Origin of the sequence: Streptomyces sp. 2114.4 (assembly GCF_900187385.1) — a bacterium.
Taxonomy (GTDB): Bacteria; Actinomycetota; Actinomycetes; order Streptomycetales; family Streptomycetaceae; genus Streptomyces; species Streptomyces mooreae.
The window spans coordinates 3,271,509-3,296,724 of record NZ_FYEY01000001.1 but is presented as its reverse complement, the minus strand read 5'-3'; the positions used below and the strand labels follow the sequence as shown (position 1 = coordinate 3,296,724).

Sequence of the window (25,216 nt, the reverse complement as noted above, 5' to 3'; positions counted from 1 at the left end):
GGATGGGCGTAGCAGTGAGAGAACCGAACCACCTGTTAGCTGACGCACTCGCAAGATCGCTGATGAGTCAGGGCGAGCTAGCTCGACGCGTCCACTCCCGGGCCATGGCGACTGGTCACAGGCACGTCAACCCTGACGCGACTGCCGTACGTCGATGGCTGAACGGGCAGGAGACAAGCCGCCGATTCCGGCTCTCATCGCAGATGTGTTCTCGGGGCACTTCGGCAGGCGCATCACGACGTATGACCTTGGACTAGGCGAGGCACCGGACCTGACCGGCAGTTGACCTACAGCCCATCTTGGGCTTCGACGGTCGAGTCAGTGACCGAGCTTGGGAGAGCGGACATGGATCGCAGGAAGTTCCTTGCAGCGTCGCCGTTCGCTGCGGCGGCGGGTATCGGACCGTCGCGTGATTGGCTACTCAACACACTTGATCAAGCGCCAAAGGCCGGCCCAAAGGTGCGACTCGAAGACGTGACGAGCGTCCGGAACATGTTCGCCGCGTTCCAGGACATCGACGTTATGCAGGGTGGCGGCTCCGGCCGCCTGGTCCTGACGGAGTACATGAACGAGCACGTGTACCCGTTGCTCCGCCGGACGTACTCCGAGGATGTGCGCCGGTCGCTATGCGCAGCAGTCGCCGAGCAGACCTATCTGCTCGGCTGGATGGCGTTTGATGATGGCGAACACGGCACGGCCCAGCGGTATCTGATCCAAGCACTGCGTCTAGCAGAGGAATCGCACGACGCTGCCCTGGGCGCACACGTTCTAGCAGGCATGGCGGACCAGGCGACGCTGACAGGAAATCCGGCTGAGGGGCGGAGGCTCGCACAGTCGGGTCGCCACGGACTCGCGCACGCTGAATCTCGGGCCTGCCTCGCCGATCTGTGGGCACTTGAGGCACGCGCCCATGCTGCGATGGGAGACAAGACTGCTACTGCCCATGCGGTGATCGAATCTGAAAACGCGTTCGCGGCGGTTGATCACACCACCGAACCTGTCTGGGCAAAGTTCATCGACGCGGCCTATCTGCATGGCGAGATGGCTAACGCGTTCAGGGACATTGATCAGGCAGGGCACGCTGCAGAGCACGCACGGCGGTCGATTACGCACGCACGCGCCCAGAAGCGCGCACGTCGTGGGGCAATGTCGCAGGCGGCACTCGCCGTGTCTCACCTTCAGCGCCGTGATCTTGAAGCGGCGCACTCTGCTGGAGTCAGGACGCTCGAACTCGCACAAAGGGTGAAGTCATCGCGAGCCGTTGAAGCGGTGGCAGATGTACGGCGCCGCATGATCCCCTTTGGTAGCCACAGGCTCGTTACGGACTTCAACGAGCGTGCCCGGGTTCTCCTCGCTGCCTAGCGACAGGAGCGGCTGTCACTCCGCCCCGACTGTCCGCTGACTCCAGCACGGACGGTCGGGGCCTCATCTTGGGCGAACTAGCCTGCATTACAAACATCGCACGGCCGTTGTCCGTTGAAAGGTCGGTGCCGTCATGGGCTGCCCGGCCGACCAACTTGGGCTTGCGCTCGTAGCATTGACAGATGCGTGCGGCGTCGTACGCAAGGCGAGCGACACGTTCCGAGTGATAGAAGACAAACCCATCGATGACCCCTGCGTCCAAATCCTTGACAAGGGCTTCAAAGTCCTTCCGGACGACGAAGGGATCAGAGGCCGATACGTCGTTGTCGTCGTAGACCTTGACAATGTCACCGCCCATCTCAGCGGCTACCACGCGGCAGTCCTTGAGCTGACGGGGCACCCCCTCGCGACTGAGCTCCCCCGTGATCGGGTCGCGGTCATCATCGGAGATCCGAAGATAAGCCCGCTGCGCGTCATTCCCGCCGCGATGGCCGGCGGCGCGGTCACCGGGGCCCTGTCGATGGCCTTCGGCTGCACTCTCCGCGCCCCGCACGGCGGCATCTTCGTCGTCCCCCTGATCGGCCGGCCGTTCGTCTATCTGCTCGCCATCGCCGCGGGTACGGGCGTCAGCGCGGCCCTGGTGATCCTCCTCAAGGGCCTCCGCAAGCCCCCGCGGACCCGCACGGCCCACTCGCCGGCCGACGGCGAGGCCGAGGCCGAGGTGACCGCCGCGGCCTGAGCCGCCGACTCCGCCCGCACCTCCCGGGGCCTTGGCCGGACACCCGGTGGAGGCCCCGGCGCGCCCGCCCCTCCGCCCGGCTCCAGGACGGGTTCTGACGGGACGTGCCGCGAAGTTACCCGTGCGTTAGCAGATCTTTAGCTCCCAAGACGAGACTCCTGGGCGTCACGCCGAAGGACAGCAGGCAGCAGGCACCGGACACCAGACGCCAAGCACCTGTTACCAGGCACCCGACACCCGTTACCAGGCACCGCTCACCACGCACCACTCGGGGGAATCTCCATGTCGCTCGCCGCCGCCACCACCCTGCGCCGCGGTCGTCGGCTCGCTGTCGCTTCCCTCGTCGCCGCCGCGGCCTTTTCGCTGACCGCCTGCCAGAACGGCGATGACAAGGCATCGGCCGCGCCCTCCGCCACGAACAGCCAGGCCGCGAACGGCCGCTCAACTGCGGGGGATGCCAAGTCCGGTGGCTCGGGCCCAGGCGGTTCCTCCTCGGGTGGTTCCGCCGCGGGGAAGGGCACGTCGCACCCGAGCACCACCGGCGGGCAGAGTTCCGCGCCGGGCGGCTCCGGTGGACAGGGCGGTGCCTCCGCCGGCCGTAGGGGCGTCAGCGGCACTTGGACCGGCAAGCTGAAGTGGCTCACCGAGGACAAGCTCACGGTGGCCCCGGACAGCGGTGCGGAACAGGCGTTCCACCTCCTCGACAGCACCAAGGCACTCGGCGCGGCAGCGCTCTGCGAGGCCCCCGACGGCCGCGTCCACACCGACGCCTCCGGCTACGGCACCACGCACTGCACCCTCGACGACGCGCGCAAGGCGGCCAGGATGGGCACCGTCGACGTCCGGGTGACCGTGACGAACGGCGCCGCCACGAAGATCGCCGAGCGCTACCACCCGTAGGCGCCTGCCGGGCCGACCGCCTCTTCGGGCGGGGCGCTGCCGCCCCTTCAACGGGCCCGACGCCCACCTTCCCCGGGACCCCGCCGCTCAGATCCCCAGCCGGGCCGCGATGCCGTCGAGGACGCTGTCGAGGCCGGTTTCGAAGCGCCACCGCGGGTCGTCCTTGTGCGTGGCCTCGCGGAGGTAGCGGTGGTAGGTGGGGTAGCGCCCGGTGCCGATCAGGTAGCGCATCTGCGGGGCGAGGGCGAGCCGCAGGTCGTCGTTGCTGTCCCAGCCCTGCTCCCGCATCAGGAAATGCTGGGCGCACTCCGCCGAAACCGCCCCGTGGACATAGGAGTTGACGGTCCCGAGCACGGCCATCATCGCGTCGATGTCGAGTCCGAGCCCGTCCAGGGAGGCGAGGCCGCGCTCGGCCGCGGCCATCCGGTGGGGGGTGAGAGCGCGCAACGACTGCGGTGAGGAGATCTGGATGAGCCAGGGGTGGCGCAGCACGATCTCCCGGGTGCGGAGTGCGCCTGCGCGCATGACGTCGCGCCAGTTCTCGACGTCGTCGGGGAGTGTGAGGTCCGCGTAGACCGCGTCCGTCATCAGGTCCAGGACGTCGGCCTTGCCGGAGACGTAGCGGTAGGCCGCCATGGGTGCGACGTTCAGCTCGGTGGCCAGGCGCCGCATGGTGACGGCGTCGATGCCGTCGGTGTCGGCGATGCGTACGGCAGCCGCGGCGATCTTTTGCGGGGTCAGGCTGGCCCGCGGTGCGGGCGTCGGGCGGTCCAGGCGCTCCCAGAGGGAGACCGCCGCCGGGGCCGGCGTGTCCGTGGCCGCTCCGGACGGCAACGGCTGCCTGCCCTCGGCTGCGCCGGGCTCCTTGCCGGTCATGGCGCTCACTTCCTTCCCGGATGCTGCCGACTCCTTGCGTACAACGTATCAGCAGTAGACGCTGTACACGCCGGTGTGTACGTTGTATCCGATCGATACGCAGTACACGCGAGGGGTGCGGAAATGGCGGTCAACGGCACGAGGGAAGCGGCCGACCGGGCCGGAGGGGCAGGCCGGCCGGGAGGGGCGGACGGGGGCAAGGGAACCGGCAGGCCCGGAGCCACGGCCGGGGAGGCGCCCAGCGGGGGACGCTCACCGAAGTCCTTGTACTTAGGGGTGTTCGGGCTGCTGCTCGGGATGTTCCTGGCGATGGTGGACGGCCTGATCGTGGGCACGGCACTGCCCACGATCGTGGGGGAGCTCGGCGGGCTGGACCAGTTGTCGTGGGTGGTGACGGCCTATCTGCTCACCACCGCCGTGGCGACACCGATCTGGGGGAAGGCGGGCGATCTCTACGGCCGCAAGGGCACGTTCATGGCGGCGATCGGGCTCTTTCTGGCCGGGTCGATGCTGTCCGGGCTGGCGCAGGACATGGGGCAGCTCATCGCCTTCCGGGCCCTGCAGGGGCTGGGCGCGGGCGGGCTGATGGTCGGGGCGCTGTCGGTCATCGGGGTGCTGGTGCCGCCCCGGCAGAGCGGCAGGATGCAGTCGATGATCGGCGCCATGATGCCGGTCGCGTTCATCGGGGGGCCGCTGCTGGGCGGTTTCCTCACGGACCATCTGAGCTGGCGGTGGGCGTTTTACGTCAATGTGCCGATCGGGGTGGTGTCATTGGTGATCGTCGGAGGCTGGATCCGGCTGGGCCGCACGGAGCGGAGCACGGCACGGATCGACTACCCGGGTGTGGTGCTGCTGTCCGGCGCGATCCTCGCGCTGACCCTGCTGGCCAGTTGGGGTGGCGTCCGGTACGGGTGGGGGTCACCGCAGATCCTCGGGCTGGCGGCTGTGAGCGTGGTGGCGCTGGCCTGGTTCGTACGGGTCGAGCGGCGGGCCGTGGAGCCGGTCATCCCGCCCCGGCTGTTCCGCAGCCGCAACTTCACCCTGGCGCAGCTCCTGAGCTTTCTCATCGGCGCGGTGATGCTCGGGGTGACCAGCTATCTGCCGCAGTACCTGCAGTTCGTGCAGGGCCTGTCGCCGACGGCCGGCGGTCTGCTGTTGCTGCCGCTGATGTTCGGGATGCTGGGCGTGCAGCTCGGCACCGGGGCATTGATCAGCCGTAACGGCCGCTATCGGATCTACCCGATCCTGGGGGGCGGAGTGCTGACCGCGGGTGTACTGGTCCTGCTGCTGCTCGGCAGGGAGACCACGACGGCCCTGGCCTCCGGGCTCACGGTCGTCGCGGGGATGGGCATCGGGTTCGTCATGCAGAGCACCATGCTGATCACCATGAACAGCGCGGAGCCCCGTGACATGGGCGCCGCCAGTGGCACCGTGACGCTGCTGCGTACGGTCGGCGGTTCGCTCGGCGTCGCTCTGCTGGGCGCCGTCTTCACCGGCCGGCTGCACAGCGGGCTCGCCGACCGGCTGGGGGAGGGCGCCGCGGGCCGGCTGACGGCAAGGGGTGGGCAGTTGACCCCGCGGGCGCTGGACGGGCTCGCCGCCCCGGTGCGGGAGGCCTGCCGGGCGGCGGTCACCGGCGGGCTGCACGGCGTCCTGGCCGGCGCCGCGGTGCTGGCCGTGCTCGGCTTCGCGGCCGCCTGGTTCGTACGGGAGGCCCCGCTGCGGAGCACGGTGGAGCCGGACGGTCCGGCGACGCCGCACAGCCCCGCGGAGCCAACCGGCCCGGCGCATCCACACAGCCCGGAGAACGCGCACAGCCCCGCGAAACCGCGCCCCTGAAGACAGGCCCTGCGCACAGAGGCGGTGGCCGGCCCCCACCCGGGACCGGCCACCGCCTCTGTGCAGCTGCGCTGCGGGCGCCGTCCGTCAGACCGCGCTGCCTGCCTTCCAGTCGGACCAGGACAGGTTCCAGCCGTTGAGGCCGTTGTCGGGCTTGACCGTCTGGTCGTGCGAGTTCTTCACGATGACGACGTCGCCGACCAGCGACTCGTTGAAGAACCACTTGGCCGGGGTGTCGCCACCGCCGCCCTTGTTGTCGCGCAGACCGACGCAACCGTGGCTGGTGCCGGAGTTGCCGAAGATCGACGGGTTACCCCAGTAGTTGCCGTGGAGGAAGGTGCCGGACGACGACAGACGCATGGCGTGCGGGACGTCCTTGATGTCGTACTCACCGCCGAAGCCGACGGTCGAGCCGTCCATCCGGGTCTGCTCGAACTTCTCCGAGATCACCATCTGGCCGTTGTAGGTGGGGTGGTCGGCGCTGCCGCCGGAGATCGGGATGGACTTGTAGGTCTTGCCGTCCCGCTTGACCGTCATGGTCTGGGTGTTCATGTCGACGGTGGAGACCTGCGAGCGCCCGATGGTGAAGGAGACCGTCTTGGACTGGACGCCGGTGATGCCCTGGCCGCCCTTGACGCCGTCCAGGTCGATCTTCATGGTGATCTTGGAGCCGGCCTTCCAGTAGTCCTCGGGCCGGAAGTCCAGGCGCTGGGTGCCGAACCAGTGGCCGACGACCTGCTGGCCGCTGCTGGAGCTCACCGTGATGTGGGACTGGACGTCCTTCTTGTTGGTGATCGACTTGTCGAAGTTGAAGGACACCGGCATGCCGACGCCGACGGTCTTGCCGTCGTCGGGGGTGTAGCTGCCGATGAAGCTGTTGGCCGAGGAGACCGTGGTGAAGGTGGCGTTCTCGGTGGCGGGCCGGCCCTTGGCGTCCTTCGCGTTCGCCACGATCTTGTACTTGGTGCCGCGCTCCAGCTGGACGCCGGGCTTCCAGGACGCGCCGTCCGACGATATGGCACCGGTGACGTCCTTGCCGGAGTCCGCCTCGGTGAGCTTCACATCGGTCAACTTGCCACCGGTGACCTTCACTCCGGTGTCGTTGATGCTGGCATTGGTGCCGCCGTCCTTGGCCGAGACCTTGATCTTGGCGTCGGAGGCGTCCTTCTTGGCCGCGGCATCCGCACCGGCCTGGCCGTTCTTGCCGTCGTCATTGCCGCCGGCCGAGGCGTCCCCGCCACAGGCGGACAGGGCAAGCGCACCCGCCGCGAGCAGGGCGGTGACGGCCATCGTGCGGCGCATCCGGCGGTGCGGACGCGGCGCACCGGACGCCGGCTGCTCGGCTGACTGGAGCAGCTGGTGCGGGGTGCGGGACCGATCGGGCGCGGGGTTGTCCGGCGATGTCACGAGCTGCTCCATACAAGGGTGTTGTGATTCCGTGCTGGTAAACAGCACCTACGGGCAGATTTGGTTGCGAGTCGGGCCCGGTTGTGACGAAGGTCACATTTGCAAAGGGAGGGGTTGGTCGGCCGGTCCCGATAGCCAGGTTCGCAGTGCCGTGCCGTGTTCGTCCAGGCGGGGTGGGGCGGAAGGTTGGGTCACCGGCGTGGCCGAAAGGCGGAGCGGGCTGGCGACTTGGGGGATACGGCCCTCACCGACGGAGGCTACCGGATCGAGACCCAGTCGGTCCGCCAACTGCAGGGCCTCGGAGAGGCTGTTGACGGGACCGCAGGGCACCGCGGCCGGGGTCAGCCGCTCGGTCCAGGTCTGCGGGGTGTCGGTGGCCAGAAGGCTTTCCAGTACTTTGATGAGATCTGGGCGGTTTTGCACCCGGTCCTGATTGCGGGCGAACCGGACGTCCTCGGCGAGCTCCGGTGCACCCAGTACCTGCGCCAGCGCCCGGAATTGACGGTCGTTTCCCACGGCCACCGCGAGCGGCTGCCCGCCCCGGCAGGCCAGCGTCTCGTACGGGGCGATGCTCGGATGGCGGTTGCCCGTCGGGCCCGGATCGTGACCGGTGGCCAGGTAACCGGAGGCCTGGTTCACCAACGAGCCCAGCAGGGAAGAGAGCAGATTCACTTCCACCAGCTGCCCCCGGCCGGTGCGGTCGCGGTGGCGGAGCGCGGCGAGGATGCCGGTGACGGCGTCCTTTGCGGTCAGAACGTCCACCAGGGCGACACCTGCCTTCAGGGGCGGCCCGCCGGGCTCGCCGGTGATGCTCATCAGCCCCCCGACGGCCTGCACCACGAAGTCGTAGCCGGGCAGCGCGGCGCCGGCGCCGGACCCGAAGCCGGTGATGGTGCAGTGCACCAGGCCGGGGTTGGCGGCGCGGGTGGCGGTGTGGTCCAGGCCGTAGGCGGCGAGCGAGCCGGGGCGGAAGTTCTCGATCAGTACATCGGCCCGGCGCGCCAGCTCACGGGCCGCGGCCGCATCGTCCGGGTCGCCGAGGTCCAGGGCCAGGCCGCGCTTGGAGCGGTTCGCGGCGTCGAAGTACGCGGCCGTCCGGCTCGGCTGCGCTCCGCCTTCGCCGGCTGCCGAGTCCTCGGAAGTGAAATCCGCGGCGAACGGCGGGCCCCAGGCGCGGGTGTCGTCGCCGGTGCCCGGCCGCTCCACCTTGATCACCTCGGCGCCCAGGTCGGCGAGCGTCGCGGCGGCCAGCGGGCCGGCCAGCACCCGGCTGAAGTCCGCGACGAGGATGCCCTCCAGGGCGCGGGCGGGCGGTTCGCCGGCTGCCGTGCCTCCGGCTGCCGTGCCGGTGGCGTCCGTGGCGTCCGTGGCGTCCGCGGTGTCCGCGGTGTCCGTGGCGTCCGTGGCGTCCGTGGCGTCCGCGGTGTCCGCGGTGTCCGTGGCGTCCGTGGCGTCCGTGGCGTCCGTGGCGTCCGTGGCGTCCGCGGTGTCCGTGGCGTCCGTGGCGTCCGTGGCGTCCGTGGCGTCCGTGGCGTCCGCGGTGTCCGTGGCGCTCTTGATGTTCTCGGCGTTCCTGTCGGCGCCGGTGGACGGCGGGGGCTGCGGCCGGTGCGGCTGCGGCACGTGCGTACTCCTCACGTCGCGGACGAAGTGCCCTCATGGTCCGCGACGGCCTTCGCCGGAGGGAAGCCTCCGAGGTGGCCAACCGGGCGGTGTGCACCCTGCCGTGGTGGCCTCTTGAGTGGCTTCTTGCGCGGGCCATGTACCGCGCTGTGACGGGAATGTAGCGAAATGTCATAGGAGATGCGTCACTTCGGGACTTAAGTCCCAAGATCCCCTGTCGGACGGACTGGCGTGTGGTGTCTACTGGCTCTGCCCCAGCGCCTCACCCGTCCGGGAGGACCGCATGCTCCCCTCCGCTTCGATTCTGCAGCAGATCGGCCTCGGCGTGTTGCTGGCTGTGGCCATCGTCTGGGTCGTCGGGCTGGCCAGACTGCTGCGCCAGGGGCGGTACGAGTCGGCCATGTGGCGTGATCAGCGGGAAATGCGGGCACGGTACGCGCCGCGCGGGCGCTTCGCCCCGCCCTCTCCTGGGGGGCTGCCCGCACAGCCGGGGCTGCTCGGTTCCGTGCCTCGGCAGACCGGGCCGGCCGGGCCGCCGTCGGAGTGCGTGGAGCTGAGCGCCGCCGAGCGTGCGGCGTTCGAAGGCCTCGTACGGCAGCTGACCAGCCGGAGTTGACCGGGTGACCGGCGCCGGGCCCGGCCCCGGGCCCGGTCTCGGAGCGCGCCCTCAGCGCACCCGGTCTCAGCGCACCGGTCTCAGTGCACCGGCCCCAGCCGCAGCAGGGCCAGCGCGGCCAGCATCTGCACCGACACCGCCGCCGCCGACTTCCACGTTGACAGATGGTGCTGGCCGCGTATCAGCAGGACGGCGAGGACGTAGCCGAACCCCCAGGTCGTCCAGGTCGCGGCCTGGACGAAGGTGGCATCGGTCGGCAGCCAGGCCGCTATCGCCATCCGCGGCAGGTCCGTCACCCAGAAGAGCACGATGAACAGGCTTGCCGTGGGCGCGAAGCGGCCTATGCCGCCGAGCGTCCGGGCGATGGCGTGGGCGACCGAGCCCAGCGCGAGGCTGGCGGCCAGCACGCCCGCCTCGCCCAGCCCGAGGAGCTTCAGCGCCGCGGCGTGGTCGACGGCCCACTGGGTGTGGAACGCATCCACCGACAGCACCCCGATGCCACCGCTGATCAACGACAGCAGCACCGCGGCGCTCCAGGCACTGCGGTCGCGTGCCTCGTCCAGCACCTCCACCGGGCGGTACCAGAGCCCGAATATCAGCCGGTGCCACCACAGTCGGCGGCGTGGTGCCGGCCCCTGGGGAGCCGGCTGGACGAGCGTGGGCGGTGGCGGCTGGGGAGGCGGGGAGGGGGGTGGTGCGGACATAAGCCGTTTCTACCACCGGCCCATTCGGGGCGGGGCGGTGGCGTCGGGGGAGGCACAGCCGGTGCGGATGCCATGCTCTGCCGATGACTGTGCAGACACCGGAGCACGACGAGGCGCACGGCGGCGGGCTCGGCAGCCGGCTCAACTGGCTGCGGGCGGCGGTACTTGGTGCCAATGACGGCATCGTCTCCACCGCCGGACTCGTCGTCGGAGTGGCCGGCGCCACCGATTCCCGTGGCGCGCTGCTGACGGCGGGGCTGGCCGGACTGCTGGCCGGGTCCATGTCGATGGCGGCCGGCGAATACGTATCGGTCTCCACCCAGCGGGATTCGGAGAAGGCCGCGCTCGCCCAGGAGAAGCGGGAACTGGCGACCGAGCCGCAGGCCGAACTCATCGAGCTGACGGAGATGTTGGAAGGGAAGGGACTGAACGGGCAACTGGCCCGGGAGGTCGCCGAGCAGCTCACCGAGCATGACGCGCTGCGTGCCCATGCCGAGGTGGAGCTGGGGATCGACCCCGATGAGCTCACCAATCCCTGGCACGCGGCGGGGGCGAGCTTCCTCGCGTTCACGGTGGGGGCGTTGCTGCCGTTGCTCGCGATCGTGCTGCCGCCGGCCGCCCACCGGTTGTGGATCACGGTGGTCGCGGTGCTGGTGGCGCTGGCGCTGTGCGGCTGGAGCAGTGCCCGGCTGGGGGCCGCGCCGGTGGGGCGGGCGGTGTTGCGGAACGTGGGCGGTGGCGCCGTGGCGATGGGGGTGACGTATGCCGCGGGGTCGGTGCTGGGGGCGGTGGGGGTGTGACCCGGGGGTGACCCGTCCGGTGGGCTCGGTGCCCGGGGCGCAGAGGACCCGTAGAGGTCAGACCGTCCCCGTAGGGATAAGGCCCTCCCGTAGGGGTCAGACCGTCCCGTAGAGCTCTCGGTACGACAGGAAGACCCCTCCGGGGCCGTCCACGGTTTCCGCCTCCTGGGCGGCCCGGACCACGGCGCGGGTCAGGACGTCCGCGCCCGCGGACAGGATCTGGTTGAGGGCCCCGGCCTCGGCGTGTACGTCGAATGCGGCCTCGGTGTGGGCCGCTTCGGGGGTGAGCGGGCGCGTCGCGGTGGACAGGGCGAAGACCGTGTCGCCGTCGGACAGCAGATGGACGGGGCGGACCGCGCGGGCCAGCCCGTCGTGGGCGGTGCCGGCGAGCTTGAGGGCCTGGGCGCGGGTGAGGACGGCGTCCGTGGCGACCACGGCGAGGGTGGTGTTCAGCGGCGGGCGGACGGACGCGGCCGAGCGGGCCCGGGATATCTCCCCGGCCTCGGCCAGCCGGCGCGCGGCGGCGGCGTGCACCTCGGGGGAGGGCAGGACCGCCGGGCCTTCGTCCAGCCGGCCGTAGAGGGCGCCGGTGCGCGGGTCGGCGAAGGAGCCCGCGGCATTGACGGCGGCCAGCGCGGCGACGGTGGCGCCCGAGGGGAGGACCACGCTCGCGGTGCCGACGCCGCCCTTGAGGCCGCCGGCCACCGCCCCCGTGCCGGCGCCCGTATTGCCCTGGGCGACCGGCGCGCCGGGCCCGGTGTCCGCCGCGGCCGCGGCCGCCGCCCGGCCCAGTGCGGCATCCGGACGGGCCCGCCAGTCGCCGCCGCGCCCCAGGTCGAAGAGGGCCGCGGCCGGCACGACCGGTACGACCTGCGCGGGGTCGGGGCCGACGCGGAAACCGCGCCCCTGCTCCTCCAGCCAGCCGGCGACACCGGACGCCGCGTCAAGGCCGAAGGCACTGCCGCCGGTCAGCACGACCGCTTCGATGCGCTGGACGAGGTTGCGGGGGTCGAGCGCGTCGGTCTCCCGGGTGCCGGGGCCGCCGCCGCGTACGTCGACGGCCGCGACGGCGCCGCCCTCGGGGGCCAGGACGACGGTGGTGCCGGTGAGGTACCCGTCACCGGTCCGCTGGGCGTGGCCGACCCGGAGGCCGAGGACATCGGTCAGTGCGTCCTGCGGCCCCGCGGGGTGCGGCGAGGGCTCAGTCATCGGGTGCTCATGTCATCGGCGGGCGGGCGGAAACCGGCCGGTCCCATCACGATGACCGGGTGCAGGTCGGGGTCGAGGGTACGCAGCAGTTCCTGCATCACCTTGGGCTTGAGGCTCACACAGCCCTGAGTGGGGCCGTCGTGGTCCACGTGCAGCCAGACGCCGCCGCCCTTGGCGTCGCCCAACGGACGACGCTGGTCCAGGGGAGAGGTGCCGGGCTCCCGGTTGTAGTTGATGGCGATGACGTAGTCGAAGGCGCCGGCCAGCGGCTCGCCCTCCACTCCGGTGCCGTCGGCGACAAAGCTGCTGTTGTGGTCGTAGGGGAGCTTGGTGTCCCCGGGGGCGGCCAGCAGACCGCCCGCGTCGGTGAGGGAGAAGACACCGATGGGGGAGCGCAGATCGCCGTAGCGGTGGTCGTCCGTCCAGCCGTGCGCGGCGTTGTGCGCGGACCAGGTGGGGCCCGGCTCCCAGTCGTCGGAGCCCTCCTCGCGGGTGTAGAGGACGACACGGGACTCGAAGGAGTCCATGCCCTTGCCCGTGACGACCAGCGCCTGCCGGGAGTCGGCCGGTATGCGCTTCCGGGCGGCGTCGCTGAGGCCCGGGATGGGGCGGCCCGCGGGGGCATTCGGTGCGGCGTTCGGGGCGGATTTCGCGGCGGACACGGGGACGCGTGGCGTGTCCGGGCCGGAAGCCGTCGAGGACGTGGTGCTCTTGGCGTCGGTCGCGCTGTTGTGGTCGTCGCCCGACGCGGGCCACGCCCACAGGGCGGTGCCGACCAGCGTGGAGAGGGCGAGACCGCCCACGGCCTTGCTGCGCCGGGACAGTCTCGTCCGCGCGCGGGACTGAGCGTGGCGGGCCATGGCTGGCGTCTCCTCAGGTACGGACGGCGGTCGGTCCCCGGGGCTTTTCTGCGGCTTCCCCAGGGGGCGCCCCTGTCATAAAAAGGGCAATCTGCACCCTACCGCTTCAGACTCGGCGCGCCTCCGCTGGCCCCGGTGAACGGTGGGGAGCAAGGGCGCCAAGTGGCGGGAAGTTGGATCCATTGGTGGGTAATTGACGGGGTATGGGACGGGGGCGACGCCGAGGGCTCCCCTGGTGAGGGGGCCCTGTGGTGAAGGCGCCGAAGATGGCCGAATCTGATGCCGGATCAGGGCGGTTGCGGAGGTTTGCACGGCCGTTCGGCACGCTTATGGGGGAGCGGAGGAGGGGTCCGCGGGAGCGCCGGGAGGTCGTGCGGGCCCGCTTGCCGAGATCCGTGCCGGGGCGCTCGCCGAGACGGGTGACGTGGCGGGCGCTTCTACTCCGCCGGTGCGGCGCCCTGACGGGATGTGAGCAACACGCCGGCAGCCACCGTGCCGGATGCCACCAGACCGGCCGCCAGAACCGCCCGGTGTCCGGCGAAGGTGCACGCCAGGACCAGGAGCGAGGACACCGGCAGCACCAGCTGCTGCGCCGCGCCGCGCTTGTGGTGGCGGGAGTGGATCAGCCACACCGTCATCATGAACAGGGCGGCCGGCACCGTGACACACCCGGCCGCCGCGAACGCCGACAGCTGTGCCCTGCCGAACGCCTCCTCCACCGCGATCTCGATGCCCGCGCCCACCGCGGCCGCCGAGCCGAACACCAGGTAGTGGCCGTAGCCCCACAGGAACGCCTGCCGGTTCGAGCGCAGATGACGGTGGATGGGGACCGCGAAGTAGATCCAGTACGCGGCGAAGACCAGCAGCAGTCCGCCGCCCGCGATCGGCAGCAGGACGCTGAGCTCGTCGTTCGCGTCCAGCGCCGACTGCACGGCGACGGTGGCCGCCGCGACCGTCTCGCCCAGCACGATGAGGGTGAACAGGCCGTAGCGTTCGGCGATGTGATGGGGATGCCAGGCCGTCTGCCGCTCCCGCTCGGCGAGCGCGGGAACGGCCAGCTCCAGCAGCGCCACGACGGCGAACACCCGGGGGATGTCCTCCCGGGGCAGCGCGAGCAGGCCCAGCCAGCCGACCTGGCACACCGTCACCCCCAGGGCGTAGCGCAGTGCGGTGCGCCGTTCGGCGCCCCGGCAGGCGTGCGCGGCCCGCAGCCACTGGGTGACCATGGCCAGCCGCATCACCAGATACCCGCACCAGATGACCGTGAAGTCGCCGTGACCGAAGGCCCGCGGCACGCCGGCGGCCAGGATCAGCACCCCCGCCATCTGGACGAGGGTCACCACGCGGTAGAGCGGGTCGTCGGTGTCGTACGCCGAGGCGAACCAGCTGAAGTTCATCCAGGCCCACCCGTGAACCAACCGTGCATCACCGCCTCTGACCTGGTGAAACGCGGAATCTAGGCATTCCACCCGCTCACACCAATCCGCAGAGGCGGTCACCTACGGCGGATGGATGAACGATGGAACGGGATGACCTTCCCACCCTGCGCGCGCTGGGCTTCAAGGACGAAGAGCTTCGGGCGCTGGGGCTCTGGGAACCGGCCACGGGTGACCCTGCCGACTTGGCAGAGACGTACATCAGGCGCAGCAAGAAGCGTGACGACTTGGCGACTCTCCGGGCGCATGTCCGGGACGTCTGCCGGGCGGCTGCCACCGATGGCAGGAAGATCCGGCACGTCTGGTTCGAACAGCGCTCAGCAAGTAAGGCGCACGTCCGGCGCGAGGAATTCGAGAAGGCGACTGCCGCCATTGTCGAAGGGCGCAGCAAGACGCTCTATGTGTGGAAGCTGGACCGACTCAGCCGCCGGGGCATGGGCGCTGTGGGCCTCTTGCTGGACGAATTCGAGAAGCGCGGGGCACGGCTGGTCAGCGTCACTGAGGGGTTGGACAGTTCCCAGCGTGGTGCACGGATGGTCATTGCCTTCCTGAGCGAGCGTGCCCGGGAAGAAGCCACTGATATTGCGCTTCGCACGAAGGCAGGCGGAGACGCACACAAGGCAGAGGGACGCTGGCCCGGCGGAGTGGTGCCCTACGGCCTTTGCTGCCCCAAGGGAACGGGAAAGCTGGAACACGACCCGGCGGAGTACCCGACTGCGCGCCGTATCGCTGAGGCGCTGCTGAATGGCGACACCCCGGCGGCAATCGCTGAAATGCTGAACAGCGAGGGGACCAAGACCCGCAAGGGCAAGCAATGGCGGGCGCAGACCATCATTCACCTTGCTCAGTCTCCTAGCTGGGCAGGACTCATCCCGGACCGGGAACGCGCTAAGGATGAGTTCGGCAATCCGCTGGACAAGTGGCACCGTGGCGGCAATCCCCTCATGGGGCCGAACGGGCACCCGGTCAAGGCTGGTAAGGGCGTCATCACCTTCGCTGAGCGGGAACAGATTCTCTCGAAGTTCGCTGCCCGTTCCCGCCCCGGTACGGCCATTGGTGACCGGACGCGTGGAAAGCGGAAGGCGGCAACCATTCTCACGGGTGTCCTGCGCTGCCCGCACTGCAAAGGCCCCATGGGCAACGGCGGGCGGAATTACCGGTGCGTCGCCCGTATCAACCAGGGCCCGTCGGTGTGTGAGGGAATCGCAACCATGCGGGAGCGCGCCGACGAAGCCATTGCAGTGATGTGGATCAACCACATTATGAACCTGTCGCCGGACTCTCCGACCATTCTGGCCATTGCCCGGCGCTGGCTGACCTACCAGGACCCTGCAAAGGAAAGCCGTAAGCGGGCTGTGTCGGCAGCGCTGGACCACGCGGCAGGGCGTGAACTCAAGCTTCAGAAAGAGTTCTTCATTGGCGGGGGAATGGACGAGACGCTTTACGAAACACTACGGGCTGAACTCACGGCACAGATCAGCGCACTCAAGGCGGAGTTGGCAGAGCTTTCGGAAGAGGTAGACCTTTCGCCGTTGATGGACCCCGAAGCGCTGGCTGGCCTTTGGCAGGTTGCAGGGATTGAGGGGCAGCGCGCCCTGCTGCAAGCCGCTTTGAAGAGCGTCACTCTGCTGCCCCCGAAGTTCAGGGGGGACCGGACCCCGATTCTTGAGCGCCTTGAGCCGGATTGGCGCGACGACAGCCTGAACCCGGCGGCAGAAGCCGCATGGGATGCATGGGAAGCGCGCCGGGCGCAAACCGCAGCCTGAGTCAGCAAGAAGAAATGGCACCAGCCCGGCCGGACTTTGGCGAGTAGACCGGGCTGGTGTCCCTCTCAAAGGGAAGGCACCAGAGTATGGCAAGCGCAGAGCGCGCACAGTGGCAGGCTGACCAGGACGCCAAAGAGGCGGCATGGGAACGCGAGTTGGAGTGGCGGCAGACCACTCGGAAGCTGGAAGCCCTGTACGGCGCCGTGAGGGCCGGGGACGGCTCTGAGTACACCCGGCAGCGCATACGGCGGCTGGAAGCCTTGTAAGCGGCGCTACAGGGCTTCCCGGAGGCTCTTGCCGCGTAGCACCACCAAGCCCCGTCAGGCAGCAGTGCCCGGCGGGGCTCTTTCATGGCTTCACACCTGACAAACCGTCAGGTGTGGGCAGGCATTCGACCCCCTAGACCCATTCCGAGAGCGCAACGCGGAGGAGAGACCACATGAGCGCTGACAAGTTTTGGGCACAGATCATGTCTTGGGCCGAAGAGGAATCCCACAGGGGCCGCCTGGTGCGCGCCTTCCGGGACAACCTTGGCAACAACGCGGAGCTACAGGCTCAGCGCATCGGGCTTCTGTCCGTGTATATGGAGCGAGAAGCGCAGAGCCGTAAAGGTCTCGCGCTGGTCTGAGGGTTAAGCCGTCCGGTTACGTGACCGGGCGGCTTTTCCTTGGCCTCATTTCGTCTCGTTTCGTCGCACGCTCCGGCTATTACGTCCCCGCTCCGTCCCGTCGGATTGGGGTTCCGTCTCATTACGTCCCTAGGAAGTACACATGACCACCGACCTTATGACCGCACTGCGTGACGCTGAATCACTCGCATGGGGTGCCATAGCGAAGCCTGACAGCGATAAGGCCACGGCCGTACACCAGGCCATTGCGGCAGCGCTCCGCCTTGCTGAGACTCAAGCGGCTGGCCCCCGCTGTGAAGCGCTCACCTGTGACAACTCCATTGAGTACAGCGGGATAGGGCGTCACCGGCGCTTCTGCTCTGACCGTTGCCGGAAGGCGGCACACAGGGCTAGCCAGCGTGGCTAACAGCGGAATGGATCAGACAGCTAACTACGCTCTGTTAGTTGTTCCTAATCCAATATGTAATGTTCTCACTCCTCTAAACAACTCCCATATACCTAGCAACAAATGGGAGACCCGTAACCCTGCATTCAAGATAAGGAACACCCCATGACTGAGCGACGGTACGACTGCGTGGGCTGTGGCGCTGACCTCCCGGAAGGTGCGCGCTCTGACCGGCTGTACTGCTCTGCCCGCTGCCGCATGAACGCCTACAGGGCTGCCGGAGCGCCGAAGACTGCCGACATGACCTGTGAGCTATGCGGAGCCCCGTTCCGGCCACTGAGGGGCAAACAGCGGGTCTGCGCCAAGCCTGAGCAGACCAGCGCCACGTGTCGGGACATGCAGGCTGAGCGGGAACGGCAGCGAACTGCGGTCAGGCTTGCGCTGGACGAAGAGCGCTGGGAGAAGGCTTGCGAGCATTGCGGCGAAAACACGGGTTGGGAAGGTGCTGGCCGACCACGACGGTTCTGCTCTTCGCGCTGCAAGACCGCGTTTTATCGGGCAGCCAAGAAAGCGTAACGGTCGAATAACGAATACCCCGAGCCGGCTCGAATCCTATGGATTTTCGCATTCTCGCACCTTCGACTCACTAGATACATTCTGAGGGCGACGTTAAGCGCGCTCCCACTGTTCGGGTAGGCGGCAAACCATTCCCCGAGCACCCACTCATAGACCAGCCCCGGCTAGCACCGGTTTTCTTCACTGCGGGAATTGCCGCCTACACAGTGAGAGACAGCGCTAGCCGGGGGCTTTTTCATGCCCCCGGAGGGAGCCCCAATGGAACCGATAGATACCAGGCAGGCACTTCGCATCTTGGAGAATCACGCGATTGTGCCGAGAGATGAGCTTTCGCGCGCTGAACTGTTCGCGGCGCTGGCAGCGCTTCGCATCCTCGCGCTGGGTGGTGAGCATGCCGAATCTCACTGAGGCTGACCGGGCGTACGTCGAAAAGTTCGCGCGCATTGCCGGTGAAGCTCTCGAAGGGTGCCCGAATGCAGACGCAAGCACACAGCTCCTTTTCGATGCGTGCAAGGAAGTAAGCGGCCCCAGCTTCATTCCGCTGGGCACCTTTGACCGTCTGCTACGCGCCACAGGCTATAAGCGCACTGACCGGCGTTACGGCAAGCGCTACATAGGACTTCGCCCCAAAAACCCGGCGTTTCATGACCGGGTCTGGTATCGCAACTAGCCACCTCCGAATTTCGGAAGTGGTCAAACCGTGAAAGAGGAAATGACCAATGACTGAAAACATCCCGTGGTACTTGGGAACCACTGACACCACTTCTACTGACAAGGGAAGCCCGGAGCGCAACCGGCAGCACATCGAGTCGATTGCAGCGGGGGCCAGTGATGAGGCTGACGCCGTTGCCGCTCATCTGCGGAGCGCTGAGGCGAAGGGCGTTGACATCAACCCCAGTCAGCGAATGGCCATGGGCTACGCGTCCAACGCTCGCAAGGCTGCCACTCAGCTAGACGCCAACTGATTCCCGGAAGGACAACACACGTGACTGAGAACGCCGTTGAGAAGGCGCGCAAGGCTGCTGAGGCGGCTGCCGCGAAGTTGGCTGAGGCTGAGGCCGCTGAGCATGCCCGACTGGCTCAGATTGCCGCTGAGCGCGCTGAGCGTGCCCGTGATTATGACCGGGACTTCCTTGCTCACTGGACTGAGATTGCCCGTGAGGCTGTGGAGTCTGAGGGCGATAAGTCTGCCGACTACGATCCCAGCACCATGGGATTCCTTGAGGGCTTGATTCGGTTTGTTGCTGGCCGCGAGAAGCGCCGGACGGTTCTGACTCATGCGCAGAATGCGGAATCCGCGCTAGGCATCTCTACCGCACAGAGCACCGTGCCAGAAGCCAGACACTACAGCCTAGACGTCGTTGGGTACCTCACGAAGATTGTCGAGGATGAGGCCGCGCGGCGACATGGCGAATTCGCGAAAGCCCTTGAGGCGAAGCGCAACCGGGCCATTGATGGTGAGGGGTACTAATGGCCCATGACCTACTCGACCCGGGGCCGGATCACAACGGCCGGCCTGCCTATCTGGTCTGGCCCCGGGACGCGAATGGAGCCCCGTGCTTTACCGACACGCACACTTCCGCTGATGTGGTCTTCCCTCAGCCTGGTGCAGCGCCGGTAACCCGGGGCACGGTTCGTCAGCGGGGCACCCTGGTTGATCTGACACACCGTGACGCTGACGGCAAGCCACTGATTCCCCCTACCATTCCGCTAGACGTGCTGCGGCAGATGTGGACTGACCAATATGGTTGATAGCCCGTTCTGTGAACTGTGCACTGAGGATGGTCTAGGAGTGGCGGCGGATGTGAACTGTTGCTATCCGCTGACGCGTGCTCAGCTCATTTCTCGGGGCGTTTCCTGGCCGGATTCTCCGGGCTACCGGAAGTCAATGTGCCTCACCTGCTACCGGGCATGGAAGGATCGCTGAAGAGAGGTGCCCTGTGTCCCATCCGCACAGGGCATCTAATTTCGGCTGCCGTCATCGTCCAGGGCGGACTGCGCTCGAAGCGTAAAGTCATCCACGGACTTCTCGTACTCCTTGGCGAGCCTCAATAGGTTCTTGCGCTGGTGATCTCGCATTCGCTGATGGTTTGGCTCCGTTAGTTCACTAAAAACTCCGGCGGCCCCTGCCAATTCGTGACTCAGTCGGGCAACCACTAGTGCCGCTTCTGTCACTTTCTTAGGACCAGCTAGCGCGGCTTCTGTTGCCTTATCCTTGATTTCTGACCTCGCCGCAAACAACTCTTGCAGTTGCTCTTCTGTGACGTAGTCCGGCGATAGTCCATCATCTAGGGCGGAATACACAGAGGCCCGATGACGCATGCGGTCCGCCTTAGAAATGAACGTCTTGTAGACGGCATGGCGCGGTTCTCTTCTTTCCCTGCGATGCTCTGATCGGGCAGTGATGCGTGCACCTTCCCGCTGCGCCCAACCCGTTGCCAGCGCCGCGCCAATCGTCGCTACTGATCCGGCAAGTGCCCCCAGCACAGCGGCTGTTCCTGCGTCCATGACGCCAACCCTTGCGGCCTACCTGTCTGGTGGTCAAGGGCACCAGCCCGGGGTGTGCTGCCGCAATCAGGCCCCCTCAGCCGGCCAGAACCCCCATCCTTCCTGACCTGCCCCTTTTCCGCGCAACTACTTCGCTGGCGTGTGTGCTGGCGTGAAGACGCAGCCCCCCACCTCCGAAAATCCGTAGGTGGTCACCCTCCCCCAGAGTGCAGGTATGTCAGGGAAACCCAGAACGCCGTGCAGTCAACCGGGATGTAGTGAACCGACCAATGATGGCCCGTGTCCTGAGCACAAGAGACAGCGTGAAGAGCAGAGAGGTAGCGCGAGTAAGTGTGGCTATGGCGTTGGCTGACAGCGGAAGCGTAAGGCTTACCTGTAAGCCAATCCGTGGTGTGTCCGGTGTACTTGGCAAGCGAATGTCGCTGACCATTGACCGCTGAGTCGAAAGCAAGTGCAGACATGGCGTGAGCCGAACCTTGATGCGCCTAAGCACCTTCGACCACTGTGCAAGCCATGCCACGATAGCGAGACCGCTAAGAATCAGCCTGGTGGTTGAGCTGCCGAAAAGTCAAAGCCGAAGCCGCCCAATCCGCATGACCTTTCCACCGTTCTGATCTCTGCTGAGCCCTCCCCCTGGGGGATGACCCCCTCCCACCCTTTAGGCCACTCGGCAGGGAGGGAGAAAGCTGGCGCCGCAACTCAGAGCGTTTGCGCGGGGCGATCCCTTCGCTTAGGCCCCTGGATTACTGGGATAAGGGTTGCCGTTTTCGTCTGCGACCTCTGCCAACGTTGCGGGCTGCACTTCGACTCGGAGCATGGGCCATGGAGTTGGGCCCTCAGCGCTCCCACCCTTCAAAAGCATGTGACGGACATAGGCCCCCACCAGGAACTCGCGCTCAGCTAGGCGGCTGATGTACTGCTGAAGGGTCTTCTCTGCGTCACGATTCTCTCGGACGCTTACAAGATCCCCTGCTATGTCAAGAAAATCCCTCAGCAGATCCATGAATTCGATGATCAAGTCTTCATCGTCGTCATTCAGATGGTCCGGCATGGCGTATTCAAACGTGACGCTTTCTTTGACCATGTTCCAGAGCGGGTTTCCGCGTGTGATCAGCTTTAGCGCCCTAGGCTGAGGGAACAATGGATCGTGTACCAGCCTCAAGCGACTTTCATCGGCATCCACCACGGAACGCACCCACGCTTCATGTTCCGATTTGATTAGCCGTAGCCGCTCCACGGTGAAGTGGTTTGGTTGATCATCCACCCTTTTGTGATCCTTGCTGCACAAGAGGATTAGATTCGTGTGATGGTTAATCACGTCCTCTGCCAGCCCTCCTGCTCGGGGGCCGCCCTGCGAGCGCGCGACGATGTGCGCTTCTTCGCCGAATACAGAGGGATCATCCGATGCGGTCCCAGACGTGATCACCTGCTCTTTGCAGATGGCGCAGAGACCACCAGCCTGAACCCACAGAATCTTTCTGGTCTTTTCGGAGACGCCCATGTTTCAACCTCGCAAGAGAATTAATGTGCTGTCGGCCCCGTACTCGCTACCTTTCCTGGTGGCTGGTACGGGGATTTCTGCGTTTCTAGACTGCCGGATGCTCAGCGAGTAGGGCAGCGACTTCCGGTACTTCGGCGTACTCCTGCAATCGGCCGCGAATGACGCGCACCCGTTCAGCGACTCTGTCTGACGGCGTGTCAGATCCCAATGAAATGACTCGCTCGGCTACGCCTGCCGCCTCTTCTGGTTCGTTGGCGTCAGTCAGCGCCACGGCCAGCCAAGAGAGGTACAGAGCCATTTCCCGGGTATGCGTGGCGTCATAGCCGCTGAGCACTTCCCGGAGCAAGGGCACGGCGCGCAAGGGGCGGTGAAGCTCTGTGTAGACCCGGGATTCCATGACCTTGAGTTCGCCAGCGTCGACCCAATAGAGCCAAGCTGGTGATTCCGCGCCTTCGCTGTCTTCGCTCAGAGCTTGGCCGGCTTCCCCCAGCGCGCGCATGGCCTGTTGCCCGTTCTCCGTTCCCCCGGCTTTCGTGTGCGCCCATGCCACACGGTCCAGATACAGTGCACGGGCTTTCGGGGGGGCTTCGGCCCGTGCGTCATTGAACGCTGCCTGAGCAAGGATGAGTCCTTCGGCTTCCCGCCCTGTGTTGCTCATTTGGTAGGCGAGTGATCCGGCGAGATTCCCGGCAAGCGTGTTGTCCTCAGCCTGTGTCGCTGCGCTGATGCCTAGCCGGTAAACCTGCTCTGCCTCTTCGTGCTGTCCGGCGTCGCTGGCAATCCATCCCGCAATCTGTGCCAACTCTCCAATTTGCCTGAGAAGTTGACGCTCCACTTCGCTGGTGTAGGTGTTCTGTCGATACAGGTTTACAGCGCGCCGAAGGTCTCGAAGTGCCGGGCGGATCAGGTCACCCCCGGCAAGAACGTCATCAGCCAGCCTGAGCCCGTGCACCCGCTTCTGTAGGTCATCCATCTGCCCCATGCCAATTCGACGCCCTGTGCGCCCTTCTAGCTGGCTTAACGGGTCCTCTTCGGGTAGGAAGTCAGCCAGGGTCGGCAACGGGGGCTCAGTGAGCTTCTGAGGCTCCCTGAGCGCTTCCAGGGGCACGCCTAGGGCGGCAGCGAGGAACGGCAGCCATTCACGGGGCGTGCGCTTGCCTGTCTCCCAACGGCTGACCTCTTGCCGTCCGACTGGATCGCCGGTTACTCGCGCTGCCTGGCAGACCTCACGCGCTAGCCGTGCCTGACTCCACCCTCGCTCTTCGCGGAGTCGCCGGATGTTGGCCCCGATGCTTCTACCCATGCCCCAATTCTGGCCGACAGTTGGCCTACGCGGGGCCGCTAGTCGTTGAGCAATTCCAGACGGACGCTGTTCTGCATGACCGAGCCGACGAGACACCACAGCGCGCCGGTTGACCTCCCGGACCGGTCGGGCCAGTTGGAACCGACCCCGGTAGAAGGTTGCGCGGGTTGCGAGGAACTTGCCCGAGTGCGTGACAGGGCGCGAACGGGTGGCGACATGACCACCGTGTCTGACTGCAACGTCCTCATGGCGCGGCATCCCGAGGGGCACGAATGATCACCGAAAAGGATGTAGGCCAGCGCGTCAAGGACGGAGCGGGCAGGGTCGGCGTTCTCCGTGACGTGATCACGGACTACGAAGACCCCGCCGAACTCCCCGGGGAGCGACAGAAGCGCCATGCAGCCTTTCTGTCACCCGAAGGTGGCGGACGTGAATGGATTGCCCCGCCTGCCAGCGTCACGCGCATCCACTAACCGGAGTCCCACACCCGCAAGGAGATCTGCAATGAGTGCTGCCCAAAATGCCCTCAGGTTCGCATGGTTGGAGGTGACGGGGTTATGCAATGAGTTCTGTGATCACTGCTACGCGGACTCGTCGCCCAAGGGAACGCACGGCACCATGACCGTAGAGGACTGGTTGCGCGTCATCGATCAACTCGCGGATATCGGCGCTGATGACGTTCAGTTCATCGGAGGTGAACCGACCCTGTACCCGAACCTTCCGGCGCTGATCCAGCACGCGCACGGTTCCGGGCTGTCCGTCGAAGTCTTCTCCAACATGACCCACATTCGGGATGAGTTGTGGGAGACGTTCACGGGCTGTGGGGTCAAACTCGCAACGTCGTACTACTCCGACACGGCAGAGGATCACGACCAGGTGACCAGGCTCCGGGGTTCTCACCGGAAGACCCGCGCGAACGTGGAAAAGGCGCTGAGCCTCAATATCCCCCTGCGCGGCGGGGTCGTGTCCGTCCGGGAAGGTCAGCGCGTCCAAGAGGCGGCAAGGGACCTTACGGCGCTCGGGGTCGGCATGGTCGGCGGAGACAAGACCCGGGCATTCGGACGAGCGAGTAAGGGCGCTGCCCCGACCATCAGCGACCTGTGCGGGCACTGCGCCCACGAGAAATGCGCCATCGGTCCGACCGGCGAAGTGTGGCCGTGCGTTCTCGGCCGGTTCCTGAACATCGGGAACGTGCTGAATTCCCCCCTGTCTGAGATTTGGGGCGGAGCACAGATGGCGGAGGTACTTGCCAACATCACAGCCGAGCATGGAGAAGGCGCACAGTCATGTGCTCCGCCTCAGTTCCTGCCCATGTGCGGCCCGTGTGGTCCGTGCGTTCCCTCGGTCGGGCACTGTGACCCGAGGGAAGCCAACAGCGAGCCTGCGACGGCTACGATCAGCGCACCCGCATGAGTCGCTGAACAAGGAGGATCAGTGGATCACGGCGACGACTTCCACAGTTGGTTGAATGGCGACTACGCCAGTCAGCCGGTACAGCGATCAGAAGAAGAATGGGCCTTGATCGCTGGATACGTGCGGCATGCGGCAAACCAGGTCGGGCCGACGCTGCCGTTGTGTCTCCCCGGCGAACCGCAGGAGTGCGGGCGGACGGCACAGCAACACGTGCTCGTCTGGGGTGCAGCTCTCAAGGCGGCAGCCCAACACCTGATTGAGGACGCCGCACCAGCCCCGGCTAACGCAGCGTTTGCCTCGGGACCGCTGTACCAGCGCCACCTAGCGGAAGTGCGCGCCTCGAAGTCCATGCCACCCGGCAACGGGTGATCGATCCCCCTAAGCGGCCCCGCTCGTGTGCTTCCCCCCGTGGCGCATGGGCGGGGCTTCCGCATGTTGGCCTGTAGTCGTTGGTGACGGGGCGCGGTAACGTGTTGCTGCGTTGGTTCACGCCCACCAGATGGCGAAGAAGAGCATCAGGTAACCGGAGAGGCCGTGTCCCGGGTGCCCCTCGGCGAGCGCATGGGCCAGCTGCTGCCCGGCCTGGGCGATCGCCACGACGAAGCACAGGTCGAAGAAGAGCTCCAGCGGGGTGGCGGTGCGGTGCGGCTCGTCGCGGCGGCGGGCCCGCATGAGGACCGGCACGTCAGCTCCTCTCCTCGGCCGGTGCGGCCCGGCACGCCCGGCATCAGTACAGCGCGGGCGGGCGATGCCGCCCATGAGGGG

At 67.0% G+C, this 25,216-nt stretch carries 24 protein-coding genes and 4 pseudogenes; 15 read left to right on the top strand and 13 right to left on the bottom strand.

Going from position 1 to position 25,216, the window contains the following annotated elements; translation table 11 throughout:
• Positions 1-345 precede the first annotated feature (345 nt).
• On the top strand, positions 346-1,362 hold the full coding sequence (locus tag CFW40_RS14245) for a transcriptional regulator (RefSeq protein ID WP_256331468.1): 1,017 nt from the start codon (positions 346-348) through the stop codon (positions 1,360-1,362).
• Here the strand turns inward: CFW40_RS14245 and CFW40_RS38910 are convergent.
• A complete protein-coding gene (locus CFW40_RS38910) occupies positions 1,328-1,915 on the bottom strand; it encodes a recombinase family protein (RefSeq protein WP_176956500.1) in 588 nt (195 codons plus the stop codon). The two genes, CFW40_RS14245 and CFW40_RS38910, sit on opposite strands and share 35 nt — an antisense overlap.
• Here CFW40_RS38910 and CFW40_RS37075 point away from each other — a divergent pair.
• Together CFW40_RS37075 and CFW40_RS14235 are read left to right on the top strand one after the other, a co-directional pair.
• A pseudogene (locus CFW40_RS37075) lies at positions 1,826-2,101 on the top strand (PTS lactose transporter subunit IIC); the annotation flags it as partial. The gene CFW40_RS38910 and the pseudogene CFW40_RS37075 overlap by 90 nt on opposite strands.
• A 282-nt stretch (positions 2,102-2,383) precedes the next feature.
• Positions 2,384-3,001 carry a hypothetical protein gene (locus tag CFW40_RS14235; RefSeq protein ID WP_088798279.1) on the top strand — a complete coding sequence of 206 codons (618 nt, stop codon included), beginning with the start codon at positions 2,384-2,386 and terminating at the stop codon, positions 2,999-3,001.
• An 87-nt stretch (positions 3,002-3,088) separates the two neighbouring features.
• On the opposite strand, the gene CFW40_RS14230 is transcribed toward CFW40_RS14235, so the two are convergent.
• Positions 3,089-3,877, bottom strand: a complete 789-nt coding sequence (locus CFW40_RS14230; protein WP_088798278.1) for a TetR/AcrR family transcriptional regulator — start codon at positions 3,875-3,877, stop codon at positions 3,089-3,091.
• 297 nt (positions 3,878-4,174) lie between these two features.
• Here CFW40_RS14230 and CFW40_RS14225 point away from each other — a divergent pair, with 297 nt between their 5' ends.
• Entirely contained in the window at positions 4,175-5,716 is a 1,542-nt protein-coding gene (locus tag CFW40_RS14225) for a DHA2 family efflux MFS transporter permease subunit (RefSeq protein WP_371127329.1), read from the top strand.
• Between the two features lie 87 nt (positions 5,717-5,803).
• Here CFW40_RS14225 and CFW40_RS14220 read toward each other — a convergent pair whose 3' ends face one another.
• A complete protein-coding gene (locus tag CFW40_RS14220; protein ID WP_088798276.1) occupies positions 5,804-7,135 on the bottom strand; it encodes an Ig-like domain-containing protein in 1,332 nt (443 codons plus the stop codon).
• A gap of 81 nt (positions 7,136-7,216) precedes the next feature.
• A complete protein-coding gene (locus tag CFW40_RS14215) occupies positions 7,217-8,422 on the bottom strand; it encodes a CaiB/BaiF CoA-transferase family protein (RefSeq protein WP_088802113.1) in 1,206 nt (401 codons plus the stop codon).
• A 607-nt stretch (positions 8,423-9,029) separates the two neighbouring features.
• Between CFW40_RS14215 and CFW40_RS14205 the strand changes: the two genes are divergently transcribed.
• A complete protein-coding gene (locus tag CFW40_RS14205; RefSeq protein WP_088798275.1) occupies positions 9,030-9,362 on the top strand; it encodes a hypothetical protein in 333 nt (110 codons plus the stop codon).
• Between the two features lie 80 nt (positions 9,363-9,442).
• On the opposite strand, the gene CFW40_RS14200 is transcribed toward CFW40_RS14205, so the two are convergent.
• Positions 9,443-10,066: a hypothetical protein gene (locus CFW40_RS14200; protein WP_256331470.1), complete on the bottom strand. Its 624-nt coding sequence runs from the start codon at positions 10,064-10,066 to the stop codon at positions 9,443-9,445.
• Between the two features lie 83 nt (positions 10,067-10,149).
• Between CFW40_RS14200 and CFW40_RS14195 the strand changes: the two genes are divergently transcribed.
• Complete coding sequence (locus tag CFW40_RS14195) at positions 10,150-10,866, top strand: VIT family protein (RefSeq protein ID WP_088798271.1); 717 nt, start codon at positions 10,150-10,152, stop codon at positions 10,864-10,866.
• Between the two features lie 96 nt (positions 10,867-10,962).
• Here CFW40_RS14195 and CFW40_RS14190 read toward each other — a convergent pair whose 3' ends face one another.
• The 3 genes and pseudogenes from CFW40_RS14190 to CFW40_RS14180 all read right to left on the bottom strand — a co-directional run.
• The gene (locus CFW40_RS14190; protein WP_088798269.1) at positions 10,963-12,075 is read right to left on the bottom strand and encodes a P1 family peptidase; all 1,113 of its coding nucleotides are present in this window, start codon (positions 12,073-12,075) and stop codon (positions 10,963-10,965) included.
• On the bottom strand, positions 12,072-12,935 hold the full coding sequence (locus CFW40_RS14185) for a hypothetical protein (RefSeq protein ID WP_088798267.1): 864 nt from the start codon (positions 12,933-12,935) through the stop codon (positions 12,072-12,074). Before CFW40_RS14185 ends, CFW40_RS14190 begins: the two co-directional genes overlap by 4 nt.
• 437 nt (positions 12,936-13,372) lie before the next feature.
• Positions 13,373-14,341, bottom strand: a pseudogene (locus tag CFW40_RS14180) (low temperature requirement protein A); the annotation flags it as partial.
• Positions 14,342-14,454: 113 nt separating this feature from the next.
• Here CFW40_RS14180 and CFW40_RS14175 point away from each other — a divergent pair.
• The 6 genes from CFW40_RS14175 (at position 14,455) to CFW40_RS14155 (ending at position 19,197) form a co-directional block, all read left to right on the top strand.
• Positions 14,455-16,137 (top strand): recombinase family protein, encoded by a 1,683-nt coding sequence (locus CFW40_RS14175; RefSeq protein ID WP_088798263.1) that lies wholly within the window; start codon positions 14,455-14,457, stop codon positions 16,135-16,137.
• A gap of 86 nt (positions 16,138-16,223) precedes the next feature.
• Positions 16,224-16,403 carry a hypothetical protein gene (locus tag CFW40_RS14170; protein WP_088798261.1) on the top strand — a complete coding sequence of 60 codons (180 nt, stop codon included), beginning with the start codon at positions 16,224-16,226 and terminating at the stop codon, positions 16,401-16,403.
• A gap of 173 nt (positions 16,404-16,576) precedes the next feature.
• Complete coding sequence (locus CFW40_RS14165; protein WP_088798259.1) at positions 16,577-16,765, top strand: hypothetical protein; 189 nt, start codon at positions 16,577-16,579, stop codon at positions 16,763-16,765.
• A 1,283-nt stretch (positions 16,766-18,048) separates the two neighbouring features.
• Positions 18,049-18,396, top strand: coding sequence for a hypothetical protein (locus tag CFW40_RS36640; RefSeq protein WP_143034571.1), 348 nt, complete (start codon positions 18,049-18,051; stop codon positions 18,394-18,396).
• A 49-nt stretch (positions 18,397-18,445) separates the two neighbouring features.
• Positions 18,446-18,691 carry a hypothetical protein gene (locus CFW40_RS14160; RefSeq protein WP_088798257.1) on the top strand — a complete coding sequence of 82 codons (246 nt, stop codon included), beginning with the start codon at positions 18,446-18,448 and terminating at the stop codon, positions 18,689-18,691.
• A gap of 20 nt (positions 18,692-18,711) precedes the next feature.
• A complete protein-coding gene (locus CFW40_RS14155; RefSeq protein ID WP_088798256.1) occupies positions 18,712-19,197 on the top strand; it encodes a hypothetical protein in 486 nt (161 codons plus the stop codon).
• Positions 19,198-19,688: 491 nt separating this feature from the next.
• Here the strand turns inward: CFW40_RS14155 and CFW40_RS36635 are convergent, their stop codons facing one another.
• From CFW40_RS36635 to CFW40_RS38045, 4 genes and pseudogenes are all read right to left on the bottom strand, one after another.
• A complete protein-coding gene (locus tag CFW40_RS36635; protein WP_143034572.1) occupies positions 19,689-20,234 on the bottom strand; it encodes a hypothetical protein in 546 nt (181 codons plus the stop codon).
• 730 nt (positions 20,235-20,964) lie between these two features.
• Positions 20,965-21,735 carry an HNH endonuclease gene (locus CFW40_RS14145; protein WP_088798253.1) on the bottom strand — a complete coding sequence of 257 codons (771 nt, stop codon included), beginning with the start codon at positions 21,733-21,735 and terminating at the stop codon, positions 20,965-20,967.
• 85 nt (positions 21,736-21,820) lie between these two features.
• Positions 21,821-22,708 carry a hypothetical protein gene (locus CFW40_RS14140; RefSeq protein WP_256331782.1) on the bottom strand — a complete coding sequence of 296 codons (888 nt, stop codon included), beginning with the start codon at positions 22,706-22,708 and terminating at the stop codon, positions 21,821-21,823.
• A gap of 126 nt (positions 22,709-22,834) precedes the next feature.
• Positions 22,835-23,038, bottom strand: a pseudogene (locus CFW40_RS38045) (helix-turn-helix transcriptional regulator); the annotation flags it as partial.
• A 272-nt stretch (positions 23,039-23,310) separates the two neighbouring features.
• Here CFW40_RS38045 and CFW40_RS14130 point away from each other — a divergent pair.
• The 3 genes from CFW40_RS14130 to CFW40_RS14120 are packed head-to-tail and all read left to right on the top strand — an operon-like array spanning position 23,311 to position 24,820.
• Positions 23,311-23,511 (top strand): hypothetical protein, encoded by a 201-nt coding sequence (locus CFW40_RS14130; RefSeq protein ID WP_088798247.1) that lies wholly within the window; start codon positions 23,311-23,313, stop codon positions 23,509-23,511.
• Positions 23,512-23,542: 31 nt separating this feature from the next.
• A complete protein-coding gene (locus tag CFW40_RS14125) occupies positions 23,543-24,451 on the top strand; it encodes a radical SAM protein (RefSeq protein WP_088798245.1) in 909 nt (302 codons plus the stop codon).
• A 21-nt stretch (positions 24,452-24,472) separates the two neighbouring features.
• Complete coding sequence (locus CFW40_RS14120) at positions 24,473-24,820, top strand: hypothetical protein (protein ID WP_088798243.1); 348 nt, start codon at positions 24,473-24,475, stop codon at positions 24,818-24,820.
• Positions 24,821-24,940: 120 nt separating this feature from the next.
• Here the strand turns inward: CFW40_RS14120 and CFW40_RS14115 are convergent.
• A pseudogene (locus CFW40_RS14115) lies at positions 24,941-25,135 on the bottom strand (low temperature requirement protein A); the annotation flags it as partial.
• Between the last annotated feature and the right edge of the window lie 81 nt (positions 25,136-25,216).

Excerpts from the sequence above, each read along its gene's own strand:
- CFW40_RS14245 (WP_256331468.1), top strand. The coding sequence starts at position 346 with ATGGATCGCAGGAAGTTCCTTGCAGCGTCGCCGTTCGCTGCGGCGGCG.
- CFW40_RS14235 (WP_088798279.1), top strand. The coding sequence starts at position 2,384 with ATGTCGCTCGCCGCCGCCACCACCCTGCGCCGCGGTCGTCGGCTCGCT.
- CFW40_RS14230 (WP_088798278.1), bottom strand. The coding sequence starts at position 3,877 with ATGACCGGCAAGGAGCCCGGCGCAGCCGAGGGCAGGCAGCCGTTGCCG.
- CFW40_RS14225 (WP_371127329.1), top strand. The coding sequence starts at position 4,175 with ATGTTCCTGGCGATGGTGGACGGCCTGATCGTGGGCACGGCACTGCCC.
- CFW40_RS14220 (WP_088798276.1), bottom strand. The coding sequence starts at position 7,135 with ATGGAGCAGCTCGTGACATCGCCGGACAACCCCGCGCCCGATCGGTCC.
- CFW40_RS14205 (WP_088798275.1), top strand. The coding sequence starts at position 9,030 with ATGCTCCCCTCCGCTTCGATTCTGCAGCAGATCGGCCTCGGCGTGTTG.
- CFW40_RS14200 (WP_256331470.1), bottom strand. The coding sequence starts at position 10,066 with ATGTCCGCACCACCCCCCTCCCCGCCTCCCCAGCCGCCACCGCCCACG.
- CFW40_RS14195 (WP_088798271.1), top strand. The coding sequence starts at position 10,150 with ATGACTGTGCAGACACCGGAGCACGACGAGGCGCACGGCGGCGGGCTC.
- CFW40_RS14190 (WP_088798269.1), bottom strand. The coding sequence starts at position 12,075 with ATGACTGAGCCCTCGCCGCACCCCGCGGGGCCGCAGGACGCACTGACC.
- CFW40_RS14185 (WP_088798267.1), bottom strand. The coding sequence starts at position 12,935 with ATGGCCCGCCACGCTCAGTCCCGCGCGCGGACGAGACTGTCCCGGCGC.
- CFW40_RS14175 (WP_088798263.1), top strand. The coding sequence starts at position 14,455 with ATGGAACGGGATGACCTTCCCACCCTGCGCGCGCTGGGCTTCAAGGAC.
- CFW40_RS14170 (WP_088798261.1), top strand. The coding sequence starts at position 16,224 with ATGGCAAGCGCAGAGCGCGCACAGTGGCAGGCTGACCAGGACGCCAAA.
- CFW40_RS14165 (WP_088798259.1), top strand. The coding sequence starts at position 16,577 with ATGAGCGCTGACAAGTTTTGGGCACAGATCATGTCTTGGGCCGAAGAG.
- CFW40_RS36640 (WP_143034571.1), top strand. The coding sequence starts at position 18,049 with ATGAGCTTTCGCGCGCTGAACTGTTCGCGGCGCTGGCAGCGCTTCGCA.
- CFW40_RS14160 (WP_088798257.1), top strand. The coding sequence starts at position 18,446 with ATGACTGAAAACATCCCGTGGTACTTGGGAACCACTGACACCACTTCT.
- CFW40_RS36635 (WP_143034572.1), bottom strand. The coding sequence starts at position 20,234 with ATGGACGCAGGAACAGCCGCTGTGCTGGGGGCACTTGCCGGATCAGTA.
- CFW40_RS14145 (WP_088798253.1), bottom strand. The coding sequence starts at position 21,735 with ATGGGCGTCTCCGAAAAGACCAGAAAGATTCTGTGGGTTCAGGCTGGT.
- CFW40_RS14140 (WP_256331782.1), bottom strand. The coding sequence starts at position 22,708 with ATGGATGACCTACAGAAGCGGGTGCACGGGCTCAGGCTGGCTGATGAC.
- CFW40_RS14130 (WP_088798247.1), top strand. The coding sequence starts at position 23,311 with ATGATCACCGAAAAGGATGTAGGCCAGCGCGTCAAGGACGGAGCGGGC.
- CFW40_RS14125 (WP_088798245.1), top strand. The coding sequence starts at position 23,543 with ATGAGTGCTGCCCAAAATGCCCTCAGGTTCGCATGGTTGGAGGTGACG.